The sequence below is a fragment of the Parasphingorhabdus flavimaris genome (assembly GCF_013371215.1).
Classification (GTDB): Bacteria; Pseudomonadota; Alphaproteobacteria; order Sphingomonadales; family Sphingomonadaceae; genus Parasphingorhabdus; species Parasphingorhabdus flavimaris.
The window spans coordinates 1-16,754 of sequence record NZ_JABWMH010000005.1; the positions used below are offsets into that span (position 1 = coordinate 1).

The following is a 16,754-nucleotide window of genomic DNA, read 5'->3' on the forward strand; positions in this document are numbered from 1 at the left end:
TCAGCACTCGCTTTGGGTTTTGAGGATTTGGGTCTCATCTTCGTTCCTTCGTCACTACGACGAGACCCAAATCCTCCTTAACTTACAACATCAAATTTGTGCCACAGGTGCTGACGGGGAACATGGCTTACAGTGTCCAGTTTCTTCCCAATCCGGCTCGCAAACCTGAGGGTTTGGGTGACGGTGGCATCGAGCAGTTCCGAGGCAAACCCCATGTCAGCTGCGCCAGAGAGACTGGCCAGAACTCCAATGACGCCGGTTCCAAGGACGGCGACAAGCCGGTGGTGATGAAATTTAATCTACATCATATCGACCGTGACGACCTGCCCTTCGCTGATGAACTGCATAAGGCGTGCAAGCATTGTCTCGCAGACAGTGAAGACAAGGCGAAGCGAATGGACAATGATCCTGAGGAAGACAGAACAGTTCAGTTTTTCCGCAGGGCGGTCAAGGAGACCGGGGAAGAAGCGATTTCTGTTTTGGAAATAGCCGATTTCAACACGACCGGGCTGACTGGACCAATGGATGACTCGGAGAGCGTGTTCAATTCTCTAGTCAAAGCCGATGGTGTCAACAACAAGCGGAGTGATGATTCCGGCGGCGCCTTCGGGATCGGTAAGAAAGCGGCCTTTGCCACGTCGAACGTCCAGACCGTCCTCTACTCGACACTGACAGAGGATCCGCAGGGAAGTGAGCTTTTCGGAATCCAGGCAAGACTTCAGCTGCTCTCGCATGAACGCGAGGCCGAACCCTTCAGGGCAGAGGGGTACTGGGGAAACCCGAACTTCGCTCCAATAACAGATCCAGCAGGTCTTCCCGACTGGATGGTTCGAAAGGAACGTGGAACCTCGCTCTTCGTGGTCTGTTTTCCTGCGCAAAAAAATTGGGCGCGGAAGATGGAAATCTCGATCCTGACGAATTTCACCACCGCGATCTTCCGCGGAAAAATGGAGTTCGAGATCGATGACGGAGGGATCACGATCAACAAGGCCACGCTGAGTCAACGTTTAGGTTCTTCAGACATGGACGAGATCGCGAAAGACGTCGGGCTGACCGAGCAACTCGGTTACGCCCGCCATATCCTGAAATGCCTGTCATCAGGTGAGACGCAGAAGTTCACGTTCGAAGTTGAGGGCTACGGCGAGGCCGATCTGCGCATTCTGGTTGAACCGGAACTTCCCCGCCATATTCTCATGGTTAGGAACGGAATGTACATCACGAATCACCTCCGAGGCTTCGACCAGCCTCTCGTCCACTTTGCCCAGACGAGAGAATTCGTTGCCATTCTGGAGCCGGCCGGAAGTGAAGGAGGAAGGAAGTTTGGTGCCTTGCTCAAACGCCTCGAGAACCCGGAACATAACGCTTTCGAACCTTCCCGGATCATCAGCGATGAAGAACAGGGTCGAGTGGAGACGTCGATACAGCAGCTGGTCAGGGCCGCCCGAGAGAAAATTAAGGAAGCTGCAAAGGTGGAGACATCGGACAGCGACGACATCGATGAACTCGCCCATCTGTTTGCAGCTGAAGCTGGCGACGAAGATACGACTTCGTCCGGTGAGTCCGACCCTGAGCGCTTCACTTATGGTCAGGCCAAAACTAAAACACGAAAAATGCCGAACATACAAATCGACCCAGAAGGTGGCGATTTGGGCGGCAGCGGCGACAAGGACAAAACGACCGAGAAGGAAGGGGGCGGCGGCCAGGGCAAGGGATCGGGAACAGGTACAGGAGGGGAGGGCACCGGTTCTCCCAGAAAGCCCATCCAGCTTGCAGCAACCCGGATCTGTGATATCACGACTGGTGGGACCTATGTGCATGAGCTGCATTTCACGCCCGAAGGAACAGGACCTGCCGAGATCACGGTTGCGGCATCAGGGCTGACCACGGCATCCGAACTGCAAGTAGCGAAAGTCGGTTTGGGACAGATCGAAAAAGGCAAGATCCGACTGGAACTCGAAGCCGGCAAGCGGGTTTCGATCTGCTTCAATCTTGCCGAGAGTTTCCACGGTCCGATGGAGTTGTCTGCCATGACCATCAGTGAGACAGTGAAGTCTGCATCATGAGACTTTCCGACCACATGAACTTCCCACATCCGGTCCTGGCCGACTGGAGAGATGATCACGAGGACGGCATCCTTGCCGCTGAGATTGCCTATCAGGAAGACAAGAATAGCGACAGGATCTCGATTGCCTGCAATCTCTCTATTTCGAACGAAGAAATCGAGAAGCTCCTCGATCAAGGCAAGGCCGCCATCGGCATCTTTACGCTCTGCGTCTCGACCGGGCTTCGGGAATTGATACCACTCACGACCGGAAAGTCAGTCCACACATTCTCCCCGGGCGCATTGCTGGGAACGGTAAATCTTCGGCCGCTAGTGTGGACCGTGCAGGAGCTTTTCAACTGGAAGCCGAAGTACATTCACAAGGAATTCCCCGCAAGTTTCGATCTCAGGAAGGGAGAGATACTTGCGATGGGAGAGGAGCTTCACATCGATGTCGGAAACCTTCCGCTGCCGAACCTCGAAACGATCTTCTCGATCGAGGTTATGGAAGACCTCGATAATGGCAAGTTTGAGGTGAATCTCGATAAACCGAAGATCACGATCCTAGCTGGGCGGGAAACATACGACTTGGTCGAGACACTGAGAGCCGACAGCCGGCTGGGGCCGGTAGTCATGAACGCGGTGTACGTTCCCGTTATCATGGAAGTGCTGTCCCTTCTCCGGTCGGAAAAGGGAACCAGTCAGTATGAGGGCCAGCGTTGGGTAGCACCCTTCATCGAACGATGCGAAAAGCTTGAAGTCTCATATGACGACGATACTTCATCGCTGATCTCAGATGCCTGCAAGCTTCTTGCGATGCCTTTTCACGGTCTTGAGTCAATCGAGGGAGCGTCGACATGATGCTGCCCCTGAAATATGTATCAGACAAGGTCGTTGAGCGGCTGTTCGACGGCGTTCCCGAAAACCTTGAACTCTACATCTCGGGTAATTTCGAGAAGAAGGCCGCCGAACAAGGATGGGGCCTTGAATTGAAACAGGTGACCTACGACCCCGAGTTTCCCAGCAAGCTCGATCCCAACAACTCTCCGGAAACGGAGATCGGGAATTCTCTGCTGGTTCACTCCGCGATCAAGGGCATGACACCTGCTGTGGCGAGACAGGAACGCGTTTGGGTAAGGCTTTGCCATCTCGATTGTCTTGAATATTCGAGGAAGCGGTGGATCCGTTCCAATCCCGACAAGGATGTCGCCAATCACTTCTTTGCAAAAACACTGGACCAATGCAGGGACGACAATGCGATCGCTCGTCTCTGGTGGAATGGACATATTGCCAGTCGCATCGACCCATCCAATCCCGAGCGTGTCCTCAAGCAGGTTCTTGCAAGGGCCAACATCCGCCTGCAGTTTCTGGATCGGTCGAATGCATCCTTCCGCCTTCCGATTGCGAAGGGCGTTGTCCGCTTGCTCGAAAAGGAACAGTGGCTTCACGAGCACGACCGCGCGTTCGAAGTCTTCATGCTTGTCATGGACAAACATGCTGGCGGTCTCCTGTTCGAAACGCTCAGCGAGGCCGAAATTGATGACATGCTGGCGGCCAACCTTCCAGCTGCGAAAGCTGAGTTCAAGGCTCGATACGAGGATTGACGTGATGGCAAAGCCACGAGGCGAGAGAGGTTCATGGTTTGCGGAGTGGAAAGGAGAGAAGCTTCCTTGCGTCCATCGCTGTTGGACAAGGGGCATTTGGCCACACCATTGTGACCCAGGGGTTAGCGACAAGCCGCAATGGGAGCCCTTCATTAACGCATTGAAGGAAGGGCGCGCGATACTGACGGAAGATGAACTGGATAAAGATGGAGTTCCAATCAACCGAAACGGGTACGTGGCACTCTATCGAATCGAGAATGTAACGCTGCGAGGCAACGAACTGCATTTCGATTTCACGGAGCGCCTAGCAGACTTTCGCTGATTGGCCGAAACAATGAAAGGAAGATGCTTTAAGAATTCGAGACTCTGATTCCCGCATTACGAATGCTAGCATCCCGGCCAAAGCACCACCCACGCCATACCCAAGCGCGCACCCACGTTAGTGCACTTCCCGTAGGGAACTGATACACACTAAGCTTAACAAATGGTGCTGCTAGAGAGAATTGAACTCTCGACCTCGTCATTACCAATGACGCGCTCTACCACTGAGCTACAGCAGCCGGACCATTTTGATGCGCTGGCGATTGCCGCCGCATTGGGCGGTTTCGACCGAACCGAGGCGCTAAGACCAAATGCTTGGCATCTTGTCAAGCGGAGTTGCGTTTTTCACTGGATAATGCCATCAGGCACCATGCCGAAACCCCAGCCAAAATCCGAAAAACTCCGCAAGGAAAGCGAGAAAGCCGCGCGTCTCGCCGAGCAGTTGCGGGCCAATCTGCGCTTGCGCAAAGCGCAGGCAAAACAGATGCTACCCGGCGAATCCGACGCCAAGCAGCAACCCTGAGGTCCAGCGCTAGGCGCTGACCACCGCGCGCTCGGGCCTGATTATCTCGAAATCACTGACCGCCTCGATGAATTTTGCAGATACCGGCGTAACCTGATCGGTTGCCGGATCAAACCAGACATAGGTCAGCTTGATCACATTGAGCAGCTCTTCCCCGCGCAGGATATGCACCAGCAACGTATAGCTGGTCCGGCCGAAACGGGTGATTCTCACCGCGATGTCGAGCAGGTCATCGGCCTTTGCTGACGCACGATAATCGACATCGGCATGGCGCACCCAATTGTCGCCGCCAAAGTGCCGCGTGAAACTGCCAAGCATATCCTTTTCGTCCCGCGGACGGTCTGCCGCCACCAGCGCGCGCATATATTCGGTCATGCCGACATCGGCGAAGGCGAGATAATGGGCGTTGAAGACAATGCCCTGCAAATCGCATTCGGCGTAGCGCACACGCAGCGGGGTGATCAGGCGAAAGCCGTCGCGGGGGTTTTTCTGTTCTGTCATGCGGCGGTTCCTTGCCGAGCATGGCTGGCCTGTCAACTGGCTTCGCCCTTGCCCCGGATCGTTCAGAGCGGCGCGGTTTGCGTTTCCAGCCACTGCAGCGCTTCGCCGACCAGTTGCGGCGCGATCATGGCACGAACCCTGGCATGATAATCGTCGACCCACTGGCGCTGATTCTGCGAGAGCATGTCGACGTCGATCAGCTTGCGCTCGAGCGGTGCGAAGGTCAGCGTCTCGAAGCCGAGCATGGTCTGTTCGCCGCCTTCGATCACCCTTTCCTCGACGAGAAAGAGATTCTCGATCCGGATCCCGAATTCGCCCGCCTTGTAATAGCCCGGTTCGTTGGACAGGATCATTCCCGGCTGCAGCGCCTCGTTGAGCCCGCCAAAGCTGGCGATCCGCTGTGGCCCTTCGTGGACGGAGAGATAGCTGCCGACGCCGTGACCGGTGCCGTGACCATAATCCACGCCATCGGCCCAGAGATATTGCCGCGCCAATATGTCGAGCTGGCCGCCGGTCGTGCCCTTGGTGAACACCGCCTGGTCGAGCGCGATATGGCCCTGCAGCACCTGTGTATAACGCTTGCGCATTTCCTCGGTCGGTTCGCCAACCGCGACCACGCGGGTGACATCGGTGGTGCCGTCGAGATACTGCCCGCCGCTGTCGACCAGATAGAGCGAATTCATCTCGATCGGCTGGTTGGTTTCCTCGTTCACGCTATAATGCGGCAAGGCGCCATGATCGCCGGCGGCTGAAATGGTGCGGAAGGACAGGTCCTTCAGCTCCGGATTTTCTGCGCGGAACTCCCGGAGCCGCGCGGCGGCCGACAATTCGTCCAGGCCACCCTTGGGCGCTTCGTTCGCCATCCAGTGCAGGAATTTGGTCAGCGCCGCGCCATCGCGCTTTTGCGCTGCCTTGTGGCCGGCAATTTCGGTTTCATTCTTTATCGCCTTGGCAAGGATGGTCGGGTCGCGGTCCTTGACGATCGTCGCTCCGGCCTTGTCGAGCGCTTCGAAAATCGCGGCCACGGAACGCTCCGGATCGACCGCAACGGTTTTGCCACCCATGTCCGACAGGGCTTCGGCCATTTCGTCATAGTCGCGGATCTCGACATGGTTGCCGAGATGTTCGCGGACCGCGTCGGTCAGCTTCTCCGGCGCAACAAAGAGAGTCGCGGTCTCGTCCGCGCGCACGATTGCATAGGCCAGCGGCACTGGCGTGTTGGCAATGTCCTTGCCGCGAACGTTGAAGAACCATGCAACCGAATCCAGCGCCGCGACGACGGTGGCATCATAGCCCTTGTCGTTGAGCCAAGCCGCAACATCCGCCCGTTTGTCCCGCGCCGATTTTCCGGCATATTGATCGCCGTGAACCGCCAGTTTCTCCGGCGATCGTTGCGGCTGGTCTTCCCAGACGGCATCAATCGGATTGTTGCTGACGGCGATCAGTTCCGCGCCGGATTTGGCCAGCGCCTTACTCGCCGTCTCTGCCCATTCGCGGGTGTGCAGCCAGCTGTCATAACCGATTTTGGAGCCTTTTGGAGCATTGGCGGCCAGCCATTCATGCGGCTTCTGATCCGCCACATTGACATATTCGTAGAGCGTCCCGTCGACCTGGTCGCGGACCTGGACGACATAGCGACCGTCGATGAACATCGCCGCCTTGTCCTTCAGCACGATCGCCGAGCCCGCCGAGCCGCCAAAACCGGTAAGCCAGCCGAGCCGCTGGGCATATTCGCCGACATATTCGCTCATATGCTCGTCACAGATCGGAACGACAAAGCCGTCGAGGCCGTCTTTTTGCATTTGTTCCCGCAACGCCTTGAGGCGGGCTTCGTAAGTAGACATCAACATCGCCGAGCAAACTCCTTGAATTAGCTTATAGTGGAACACATAGGGGTTCCGAGACCCATTCGCCACCTAAATCCGGCCGGAGATATAGAGAGAATATGACCAAAAAGCTGACTCGTCCGCCATTTGCAGAACAGCGCCCCCATAGCTACAAACGGCACGGATATGTCGTCAATGACCCGTGGCACTGGCTGAAAGATGCGCGATATCCGGTGGTCGAGGACGAAGATGTGCTCGCTTATCTGAAGGCGGAAAACCAGTGGTTCGAGCAGAATATGGCGGATCGCAAGCCGCTTATCCAATCGCTGTTTCAGGAGATGAAGGCGCGGATCAAGGAAGACGACAGCTCGGTGCCGCAAAAGGACGGCGACTGGCTCTACTGGGCCAAGTTCGAGGAGGGCATGCAATATCGCCAGCACTGGCGCAAGGCGGTCTCGGGCGGCGAAGACCAGCTGATGCTGGACGAGAATGTTCTGGCCGAGGGCAAGGAATATTTCCGGCTGGGTGCGGCGTCGGTTTCACCCGACGGCCGGTTGCTGGCTTATGCCTATGACGACAACGGGTCCGAACGGTTCGAGGCGCGGATCAAGGACCTGTCGAGCGGCGAGCTGCTGCCCGACATCATCCCTGGCACCCTGTCGAGCCTGGTCTGGTCCGCCGACTCCAAAATGCTGCTCTACGGCCTCGCCAACGAGCAATGGCGCACCGACAATGCCCGGATCCATGTTCTGGGCACCGACATTATTGACGATGTCGAACTATATCACGAAGATGACGAGGGTTTCCGTGTCGGCATCGGCCTCACCCATTCGGAAAAATATATCACCATTTCGACGGGTGATCACGAGACCAGCGAAGTGCGGCTGGTGCCGACGGACAATCCGCTGGCCAAGCCGATTTTGGTGTCTGCGCGGAAAGTTGGTCGCGAGTATGAAGTCGAGGAGCATGATGACATGCTCTATATCCTGACCAACGACGAGCATGTGAATTTCCGGCTGGCGACGGCACCGATTGCCGACCCGGACAACTGGAAGACCCTGATCGCCGGATCGGATGAATTTTATCTCACCGATGTCTGTACTTTCAAGGACTTCTACGTGACCGAAGGTCGCGAAAACGGTCTCGATCAGATCGAAATCCGTTCTTATGGCGACCCCGGCAAGGTCGGGCGCATCGCGTTTCCCGAGGCGAGCTACAGCGCCGGTCTCGACGACAATCCCGAATATGATGTCGACAAGCTGCGGCTCAGCTATGATTCGATGGTCACGCCAAGCACCGCCTTTGACTATCACCTCGACAACCAGTCGCTCGAAACGCTCAAGGTGCAGGAAATTCCTTCCGGCTATGATGCCAGTCAATATGTCACGGAACGGCTGATGATCGAGGTGCGCGACGGCACGGTCGTGCCGGTGTCGCTAGTCTATCGCAAGGATAGCAAGATCGACGGCAGCGCGCCGCTCCATCTCTATTCCTACGGTGCCTATGGCTATGCCGTGCCGCCCAGCTTTTCCACCACACGGCTCAGTCTGGTCGACCGCGGCTTCGTCTATGCGATCGCCCATATCCGCGGCGGCGACGATCTGGGCCGCAACTGGTATCTCGACGGCAAGCTGACCAAGCGGACCAACACGTTCAACGATTTCGTTGATGTTGCCAGGGGCCTGATTGCCAAGGGCTATACCAGCGAGGGACGGATCACCGCCTCGGGCGGTTCGGCCGGCGGCGAACTGATGGGGGCAATCGTCAACAGCGACCCCGAACTGTGGGGCGCCATCGTTGCTCATGTGCCATTCGTCGATGTGCTCAACACGATGCAGGACGAGAGCCTGCCGCTGACCCCCGGTGAATGGCCGGAATGGGGCAATCCGATCACCGACAAGACGGCTTTTGAATATATCCGCAGCTATTCGCCTTATGATCAGGTCAGCGCGCAGGCCTATCCGCCGATGCTGATTACCGGCGGCCTCAACGATCCGCGTGTCACTTATTGGGAGCCGGCCAAATGGACGGCCAGGCTGCGCGCGACCAAGACGGACGATAATATCCTGTTGCTCAAGACCAATATGGGCGCGGGCCACGGTGGCAAGTCGGGGCGCTGGAATGCACTGGAAGAAACCGCCGAAGAGTTCGCCTTCATCCTGTGGCAAATGGGGATGGCCGAGTGACACCACCGGAAACATCCTTCGCTCTTGCGATTACCGCTCAGCCGGACGACATAGACGAGCTCGGCCATGTCAATAATGCGGTCTGGGTGCGCTGGATTCAGGACATGGCGACGGCGCACTGGAATGCGATTGCGCCGCAGGAGGCCATTGATCGCTATATCTGGGTCGTGACCCGGCACGAGATCGACTATCGCGGCAATGTCGGGGCAGGCGAAACCGTGACCGGTCGGACCTGGATTTCAGAACCGCCCAAAGGCGCCCGTTTCTGGCGCAATGTCAGCTTCACAGGGCCCGATGACAAGATCAAGGTTGTCGCCAAAACCAACTGGGCGATTATCGATCAGGCCAGGGGCCGCGCGGTGCGCGTCCCATCAGACCTCGCGGATCTGTTTCTGAACGATTAGGGCGCCGGTATCGGTGTCGTTGGTGCCAATGGCGAAGGCTGATCCACCCTTTCACCCTCGGATGTACGCAATTGCTGCGGCTCCAGAATGGCTGCGGTCTCGATAACGTCGAGCGCCCGCCGCGCTTCGTTATAGCGCCGGGCTTTTTCCATCCATATCGAGGCGTCTTCATCCTTTTCGAGTCCGGTCAGTTTTTCGACTTCCGCAATGGCAGCATCCACATTCCCCGTTTCAAGATAGCGCTTCGCCCGCAGCAGCCGCTGTTGCGGTGCTGGAGACGGCGTGCCCTGACGGCGAATCACGAACAGATCGGACAATTCGCGCTTGAATTCGGCCCAGAATCCTGCGCCACTGGAGCCGGACGCCAATGAAGGCCCGATATCATCCAGCCCTGCCTCCAACTCTTCCAGCGTAACCGGTTGCCGAGAGGCATTGACGATCGTCGTAACTGCCTTGGGCTGGGCATCGCCAAAGCGGAGCCGTAACTGGGGATCGATATAGCCAAGCGGCGAACCGCGATCCAGCGCGCGGCGCGCGGCAAAGGCAATCAACAGGCCCTCGGCACGGGCAGCGTTGCCCGATGCGGCCTGCGCCTGGACGTTGATCCGCGACAAGCGATCTTCCAGATCGGCGACCCGCACGGCCAGCGCACGTTCCAGCTCGGGTGTCAGGACCGGGGCGGCACCCTCGGTCGATTGCGTTTGCGCGGGCAAGACACTGCCATCCGCATCAATCCGGTTCGCCAGCGCGGTCACCGGGTCCGGGCCCGTCGTTGCCGCTTTGTCGCCATTGGCGGCAGCGGCTATTTCCGCATCTGACTTGCTGTCAAAGGGATTATAGCGCGACAATATCCATCCGGTCAGGATAACGCCGCCGACGAAGGCCACGATCATCAATATCAGTACATTGCGCGTAAGGTTGCTCTTGCCAGCTGTCGGCGAATGCCTCTCGTAATCCCGGCTCATTCCGGCTCCTTTTTTTCGGTTCGGCCGCCAAAAGGGCCAAATGCGCTCAATTTGACAGACATAGTGCGCTCGCCAAAGACAGTAAAGCGTCGTCATCCGGATGTTCCGCGCTTTGGACGCTTTTCCATCCCTGCCCTGCGGCTTCAGCCACTTTCTCCGAGAAGGCCAGCACATGGTGGATATGTGTAGGCAACCGCAATCTTTCCAATTCGGATACGAGATGGCTGGCAGCGCGGGCCGAATGCAGCACTATGATCGCTTCCTCGGCAAGGCAGGCTATCGCTTCCGGGCCCAGCGCCATCGCTTTGGACCGGTAGACCGGTATGATTTCCAGGTGTCGGCCTTCGACCGAAAGCTCCATATGCTGCTCGCCCGCCAGCCATAATATCTCTCGATATGCGGCGTCACCCAGCTGGTCCAGAAGATCGCGCGCATCCGTATTGCCGCTCTGTACAACTTGAAAGCCGGCCGCCATTGCTGCGACTGCCGTTTTCTCGCCTACCGCCAGCACCGGCAAGGACCGATATTCCGCCAGCCGAGGACCACCAAATCGCAGCGCATTGGCGCTGGTCAGCAGCAACGCATCAAAATCCTCCGCCGCCGGCCCCGACCAGGCAATCGATTCGACCGCAAACAATGGGTCGACAACCGCGGACAATCCCAAATCCTTCGCTCGCCGTTCGGTTTGCAATGCCCCGTCGAGCGGCCGAAGGATCAGCAGCTTCGGTGTCATCGGCCAAATACGGCTTTCAGTTCCGCGCTCGCCTGCCCTAGCAGCGTGTCTGCCAATATGCCCGGAGCAGAAACATCTCCGGTATCAAAGCTGGACTTACCATCAACGAATTGCGAACCGTCCGGCAGCAGGATTTCGGCGCGCAGATGGATCGTCGCACCGTCGACAGTCGCCATCGCGGCAACCGGACTGTGACAATCTGCAGTCAATTGTTCCAGAAAAAGGCGTTCGGCGGTGACCGCGCGAAATGTATTGGTCGATGAGATGGCATGCATCAGGCGCCGGACATGGCTGTCCTCGGACCTGACCTCGACACCGATCGCGCCCTGTGCCGGTGCCGGAAGCATGATCTCGTTGGAAATTTCCGCGCCGATATCATCCATGTCCAGCCGTTTCAGACCGGCTGCAGCAAGCAATGTGGCGTCATATTCCCCGTCCTCGATTTTTTTCAGACGGGCCTGCACATTGCCGCGAATCAACCTTATATCCAGATCATTCCTCTGCCGCAGAAGCTGGGCCTTGCGGCGCGGAGAGGCGGTCCCGACCACGGCACGCTCTGCCAAGGCATCGATCGAATCCGCTCCGATCAGCCGATCGTGCACGTCGGCGCGCTCCAGCATCGCGGCCAGAATGAATTCGCCCGGCCGGATTGTTTCGACATCTTTCATGCTGTGCACGGCGCAATCAATTTCGCCATTGCCAAGCGCGCGGTCCAGTTCCTTGGTCCACAGCGCCTTGCCGCCGATGTCGGCCAGTGCGCGATCCTGTATCTTGTCGCCGCTCGCGATCATCGGCACCAGCTCGACCTGATCCGGTCGCCATCCGTGGATTGACAATAGCGCATTGGCGACCATCGTGGCCTGCGCCATCGCTAGCGGGGACTGGCGTGTTCCGATGCGCAGGGGCCGGTCAATGGCAGCCAGAATCTCTTTTTTGGTATCTTTGGTCATGATAGCGCTTGTCCTAATGGCTTGAGCGCCTAAGTAAAAGCGTCATGAGCCTCATCCTGGGAATTGAATCGAGCTGCGACGAAACGGCAGCCGCGTTGGTCACATCCGAGCGCGAGATACTGGCGCATAAACTTGCAGGCCAGGAAGCCGAACATGCCCCCTATGGCGGCGTGGTTCCCGAAATCGCAGCCCGCGCCCATGCCGAGATACTGACCCCGCTGATCACAGCCGCGATGGACGAAGCAGGAAAGTCGCTGGATGATGTCGATGCTATTGCTGCAACCGCGGGTCCCGGCCTGATCGGCGGTGTCATGGTCGGCTTGGTGACAGGCAAGGCCCTCGCGATGGCTGCGGGCAAGCCGCTGATTGCGGTCAATCATCTCGAGGGTCATGCTCTGTCGCCGAGACTGGTCAATCCGGATCTGTCTTATCCCTATTTGCTGCTGCTGGTGTCCGGCGGCCACTGCCAGATATTGCGCGTCGAGGGCGTCGGCCAATATCGGCGACTGGCGACCACCATCGACGATGCTGCGGGCGAGGCCTTTGACAAGACGGCGAAAATATTGGGTCTCGGTTATCCCGGCGGACCAAAGGTCGAAGCCATTGCGCGGGAAGGTGATCCCGAGGCGGTTCCGCTGCCGCGACCGTTGATCCGTTCTGCCGAACCGCATTTCTCTTTCGCTGGTTTGAAAAGCGCCGTGGTGCGGGCCCACAAGAGCGGCGCACATCGCCCCGAAGATCTCGCAGCTTCCTTTCAGCAGGCGGTGGTCGATTGCCTGCGCGACCGGCTCGAGAAAGCGATTCATGATCATGGCCGCTGCGCGCATCTCGTGGTCGCGGGCGGGGTCGCCGCCAACGGTCCGATCCGCGCCATGCTCGAACAGGTGGCGGAGGGTCACGACATGATCTTCACAGCACCACCCAACTGGCTGTGCACCGATAATGCCGCAATGATTGCCTGGGCTGGTGCCGAGCGTTTCGCAGCCGGTCTGACCGATTCCCTGGATTTTGTCGCGCGACCGCGCTGGCCGCTCGACCCGACCGCCGAGAAAGCGCGCGGCGCAGGGGTGAAAGCATGACCGGAATACATGCGAAAATCGGCGTAATCGGCGCGGGAGCATGGGGCACCGCATTGGCGCAAGTTCTCTCCGAAGGGCAGGACCAGTTACTATTGTGGGCCCGCGAGCCAGAGATTGTCGATCAAATCAACCAGTCCCACGAAAACAAGACTTTTCTCCCTGGCCACCGGCTCCGCGAAAATATCCGCGCGACCCAAGACTGGGACGCGATAGCGGCCTGCGATATATTGTTGCTGGTCACGCCCGCGCAGCATCTGCGGGCGACACTTCAGACTCTGCCCAAAACAAATGCCTCCCTGATTCTCTGCTGCAAGGGGATCGAGGCGCAGAGCCAGATGCTGCTCAGCGAAGTCGCCCGGCAAGTCCGGCCGGACAATCCGCTCGCGATATTGTCGGGGCCTACATTTGCCCATGAAGTCGCTCAAGGCCTGCCAACGGCTCTGACGCTCGCCTGCGAGAGTGAAACCCTGTGGGACAAGCTCAATCCGCTGATCGCAAAGCCGAGCTTCCGCCCCTATTATTCCGACGATGTCGCCGGTGCCGAAATCGGCGGCGCGGTCAAGAATGTGCTGGCGATCGGTTGCGGCGTGGTCGACGGTGCCGGCCTCGGTCAAAATGCGCGGGCATCGCTGATCAGTCGCGGCTTTGCCGAAATGCTTCGCTACGGCGCAGCACGCGGAGCCCGGGCGGATACATTGGCCGGCTTGTGCGGGCTGGGTGATCTGGTGCTAACCTGCTCCTCGACCAGCTCGCGCAATTTCTCGCTCGGCAAGGGATTGGGTGAAGGTATATCCGCTATAACACTTCTGTCGGACCGGAAGACCGTAGCCGAAGGAGCATCGACCGCGCCTGTTCTTCAGCAGGATGCGAGAGCGCGCCAGGTCGATATGCCGATCGTTGACGCTGTTTGTGCTTTACTTGCCGGCAAGGCAGACGTTCAGTCTGTGGTCACCCAGCTGATGAAAAGGCCGCTGGTCTCCGAAAGCAGATAGACCAGCAAGGCATGATGATGACAAAAAACCGAAACTGCTATAGACGGCTTACCCAGAAGCGGGCCAGCCGGAGAGCGATTTGAACAGTCCTGAAACATCAGGTACGGCTGATGCAGCACCAATCGAAGGTGATGCGACCGCTGACAAGAGCAAGGACGACATTGCTGCGCTGGCGAAAGGTGGACGGACCAATATTTTCGGTTTTCTGCTTCGTCTGGCCGCTCGTCTGCCGTTTCTGTTCATTGCCGGTCGAATTTATGGAGCGGAAGCGCTCGGGCGCTTTGCCTATGCGATTTTGGTGGTGGAATTTGCAGCGCAGCTCGCGACCCTTGGCCTCAAGCGGGGACTGGCAGCGCAGCTCAGCAAGACCCAGCGCCCTCACGTCCACGTGGTCTGGGACGGCTTGCTGGTAAGTTTCCTGGCATCCGGCGTCGCGGCGGCTATCCTCATAGCCTTTCCGTTCATCATGTTCCCGAACAGCGAGATCAACGGACTCGACCGGTTCCTGCCGCTGGTCATATTTACCGTCGTAGGCGCCGATATTGCGCTGGCCGCCCTCGCCTATCGTTACGATATCGCCTCAACTGTGCGCGCCCGGTCGGTTGTCGAGCCCTGGACAATCAGCATCGCCGCATTTCTCTTCTCATATTATTCGCTCCGTGACGGCCTGATCCTTTCCTATGTCGTGTCGATGATTGCGGCATTGCTGGCGTCGCTCTGGCCCTTGTTCAAAAGCTATGGCCTGCCCCACGGTTGGCGACCGAAACCGATGAAAATCGCAAAAATCGCCCGGCGCAACATGCCGCTCGCCGCGGCCGATGCTGCCGAATGGGGATCACGCAGGCTCGATCTGGCCATTCTCGGCCTGTTCGCCTCGCCTGCGATCGTCGGAATCTATTATATCGCACAGCAGGTGGCGAGCCTGCCGCAGAAGCTGAAAACCAGTTTCGATCCGATTCTCGGCCCCGTCATCACCCGCAATCTGGAAGCAGGCAATCTGAAAGCCATCGCCAGCCAGGTCAGCCAGGTCGGTTACTGGATCATTGCCGCACAGATCGGCATCGCGCTTGCACTGGCAATACCGGGGGAAGCCGTTATGGGCCTGGTCGGGCCCGGCTTCGTCGGCGGGACCGGTGCCCTCGCCTTCCTGCTGGCTGCAGAAGCCGTAGCCGCAACCGCTGTGGTCAGCGAATCTGCGCTGGTCTATATCGCCCGGCATCGCAATTTGCTGATCTCGCTATCGATGTTGCTGTTACAGGCAGCGCTTAGCGTCGCCTTCATCCAGATTTGCGTCTTTCTGGGCTGGGGCCCGCTGTTCCAGGCAGCAGCCGTCGCCGCCGCCCTGATGGTCGCCCTTGCTTATGCTTCGGTGGTCAAGGCGATTTTCCTGTCAAAACTGCTCGACGCACCGGTCAACGGATGGCGCTGGACCCTGTTGATCGCGGTCGCCGTTGCGAGCGCGATCGGCTATCTTGCCACCTATCTGCCCGAGTGGATGGAACTGATCGTCGGCATCCCGATGATCCTCGGCAGCTACGCCTGGGTCATCTGGAAATGGGGCTTTGGACCGGAAGACCGGAAATTGTTCAAAATGAAAGGCTGATCAGCCAAGACGGTTTTTTACCAGCTCCCGCAGATCGGCTTCCGGCCGCGCGCCGTAATGCGAGATTACTTCTGCTGCGGCAATCGCGCCAATAGTCAGGCATTCTTCCATCGGACGCTGCTCGATATAACCGCTCAGAAAGCCAGCAGCAAAAAGGTCGCCGGCACCCGTCGTGTCGATGATCTTTTCGACCGGTTCAGCGGCTACCGCGGCTGTCTTGCCATCGCGCACGGCAATGGCACCCTGTTCGCTTCGCGTTACGACCAAGATTTCGACCTTCGCAGCCGTTTCCGCAACCGCCGCGTCAAAATCGTCGGTCTCGGCCAGCATCTTGATTTCCGCCTCATTGGCGAACAATATATCGATCTTGCGATCATCGATCAGGCCGACGAATTCGGCCCGGTGCCGGTCGACGCAGAAAGTGTCGGACAGGGTGAACGCAACCTTGCGACCGTTTTCTCTGGCAATATCGATACCCAGCGCCATCGCCGCCTTGGGTTCATCGGCGTCCCACAAATATCCCTCGAGATACAGGATCGCGCCGCTGGCGATCAAATCGGCATCGACCGCAGCGGGGGGCAGAAATTGCGAGGCACCGAGAAAGGTATTCATCGTGCGCTGCGCATCGGGCGTGACGAAAATCAGACAGCGTGCGGTCGGCGGTTCGATGCCCAGCGGTGGCACGTCAAAGTCGATCCCGGTGGCGCGAATATCATGGGCAAAAACCTCACCAAGCTGGTCATCCGCCACTTGCGCGATCAATGCACATTGCCGTCCCAATGTCGATGCGCCGGCCAACGTATTGGCACCCGAGCCGCCGCTGATTTCCCGCGCTGGGCCCATGTCCCGATATAGTTCCTGTGCACGCGCGGAATCGATCAGAGCCATGCTGCCCTTGACCAACTGCTCCTCATCGAGAAAATCATCACTGGCCTGGGAAATTACATCGACAATTGCATTGCCGATGGCGACGATATCATAGCGGGCTTCCGTGGTCATAAAAATCCTTCTGGGGTAGATTGTCCG

15 protein-coding genes and 1 tRNA gene are annotated in these 16,754 nt (G+C 58.2%); 9 read left to right on the top strand and 7 right to left on the bottom strand.

Going from position 1 to position 16,754, the window contains the following annotated elements; genetic code table 11:
- The first annotated feature begins 122 nt into the window (after positions 1-122).
- From HUO14_RS14575 to HUO14_RS14585, 3 genes are read left to right on the top strand one after another with little or no spacing between them, the layout of a single operon-like run.
- Positions 123-2,063, top strand: a complete 1,941-nt coding sequence (locus HUO14_RS14575) for a hypothetical protein (protein WP_176280586.1) — start codon at positions 123-125, stop codon at positions 2,061-2,063.
- Positions 2,060-2,902, top strand: a complete 843-nt coding sequence (locus HUO14_RS14580) for a hypothetical protein (RefSeq protein WP_176280587.1) — start codon at positions 2,060-2,062, stop codon at positions 2,900-2,902. The genes HUO14_RS14575 and HUO14_RS14580 overlap by 4 nt, the downstream gene beginning before the upstream one ends.
- Positions 2,899-3,645, top strand: coding sequence for a DUF6339 family protein (locus HUO14_RS14585; protein WP_176280588.1), 747 nt, complete (start codon positions 2,899-2,901; stop codon positions 3,643-3,645). The genes HUO14_RS14580 and HUO14_RS14585 overlap by 4 nt, the downstream gene beginning before the upstream one ends.
- A gap of 485 nt (positions 3,646-4,130) precedes the next feature.
- Here the strand turns inward: HUO14_RS14585 and HUO14_RS14590 are convergent.
- Positions 4,131-4,205: transfer RNA gene (locus tag HUO14_RS14590), tRNA-Thr, on the bottom strand.
- A gap of 131 nt (positions 4,206-4,336) precedes the next feature.
- Between HUO14_RS14590 and HUO14_RS14595 the strand changes: the two genes are divergently transcribed.
- Positions 4,337-4,489, top strand: a complete 153-nt coding sequence (locus HUO14_RS14595) for a hypothetical protein (RefSeq protein ID WP_176280589.1) — start codon at positions 4,337-4,339, stop codon at positions 4,487-4,489.
- Between the two features lie 9 nt (positions 4,490-4,498).
- Here the strand turns inward: HUO14_RS14595 and HUO14_RS14600 are convergent, their stop codons facing one another.
- Positions 4,499-4,990 (bottom strand): acyl-CoA thioesterase, encoded by a 492-nt coding sequence (locus tag HUO14_RS14600; RefSeq protein WP_176280590.1) that lies wholly within the window; start codon positions 4,988-4,990, stop codon positions 4,499-4,501.
- 62 nt (positions 4,991-5,052) lie between these two features.
- On the bottom strand, positions 5,053-6,834 hold the full coding sequence (locus tag HUO14_RS14605) for an aminopeptidase P family protein (RefSeq protein ID WP_176280845.1): 1,782 nt from the start codon (positions 6,832-6,834) through the stop codon (positions 5,053-5,055).
- A gap of 101 nt (positions 6,835-6,935) precedes the next feature.
- On the opposite strand from HUO14_RS14605, the gene HUO14_RS14610 reads away from it, so the two are divergent.
- Together HUO14_RS14610 and HUO14_RS14615 are read left to right on the top strand one after the other, a co-directional pair.
- Entirely contained in the window at positions 6,936-9,002 is a 2,067-nt protein-coding gene (locus HUO14_RS14610; protein WP_176280591.1) for a S9 family peptidase, read from the top strand.
- Positions 8,999-9,406, top strand: coding sequence for an acyl-CoA thioesterase (locus HUO14_RS14615; protein ID WP_176280592.1), 408 nt, complete (start codon positions 8,999-9,001; stop codon positions 9,404-9,406). Before HUO14_RS14610 ends, HUO14_RS14615 begins: the two co-directional genes overlap by 4 nt.
- Here HUO14_RS14615 and HUO14_RS14620 read toward each other — a convergent pair.
- The 3 genes from HUO14_RS14620 to hemC are packed head-to-tail and all read right to left on the bottom strand — an operon-like array spanning position 9,403 to position 12,054.
- Positions 9,403-10,371, bottom strand: a complete 969-nt coding sequence (locus tag HUO14_RS14620) for a mitofilin family membrane protein (protein WP_246255704.1) — start codon at positions 10,369-10,371, stop codon at positions 9,403-9,405. The genes HUO14_RS14615 and HUO14_RS14620 overlap by 4 nt on opposite strands.
- Positions 10,372-10,417: 46 nt before the next feature.
- Positions 10,418-11,104: a uroporphyrinogen-III synthase gene (locus tag HUO14_RS14625; protein ID WP_176280593.1), complete on the bottom strand. Its 687-nt coding sequence runs from the start codon at positions 11,102-11,104 to the stop codon at positions 10,418-10,420.
- Positions 11,101-12,054 carry a hydroxymethylbilane synthase gene (gene hemC / locus HUO14_RS14630; protein WP_176280594.1) on the bottom strand — a complete coding sequence of 318 codons (954 nt, stop codon included), beginning with the start codon at positions 12,052-12,054 and terminating at the stop codon, positions 11,101-11,103. The genes HUO14_RS14625 and hemC overlap by 4 nt, the downstream gene beginning before the upstream one ends.
- Before the next feature lie 44 nt (positions 12,055-12,098).
- On the opposite strand from hemC, the gene tsaD reads away from it, so the two are divergent.
- The 3 genes from tsaD to HUO14_RS14645 all read left to right on the top strand — a co-directional run bounded on the left by tsaD (position 12,099) and on the right by HUO14_RS14645 (position 15,728).
- Positions 12,099-13,133, top strand: a complete 1,035-nt coding sequence (gene tsaD, locus HUO14_RS14635) for a tRNA (adenosine(37)-N6)-threonylcarbamoyltransferase complex transferase subunit TsaD (RefSeq protein WP_176280595.1) — start codon at positions 12,099-12,101, stop codon at positions 13,131-13,133.
- Positions 13,130-14,125, top strand: a complete 996-nt coding sequence (locus HUO14_RS14640) for an NAD(P)H-dependent glycerol-3-phosphate dehydrogenase (protein ID WP_176280596.1) — start codon at positions 13,130-13,132, stop codon at positions 14,123-14,125. The genes tsaD and HUO14_RS14640 overlap by 4 nt, the downstream gene beginning before the upstream one ends.
- A 121-nt stretch (positions 14,126-14,246) precedes the next feature.
- Positions 14,247-15,728 carry a lipopolysaccharide biosynthesis protein gene (locus tag HUO14_RS14645; protein ID WP_176280847.1) on the top strand — a complete coding sequence of 494 codons (1,482 nt, stop codon included), beginning with the start codon at positions 14,247-14,249 and terminating at the stop codon, positions 15,726-15,728.
- Here the strand turns inward: HUO14_RS14645 and HUO14_RS14650 are convergent, their stop codons facing one another.
- Positions 15,729-16,727 (bottom strand): adenosine kinase, encoded by a 999-nt coding sequence (locus tag HUO14_RS14650; protein ID WP_176280597.1) that lies wholly within the window; start codon positions 16,725-16,727, stop codon positions 15,729-15,731.
- Between the last annotated feature and the right edge of the window lie 27 nt (positions 16,728-16,754).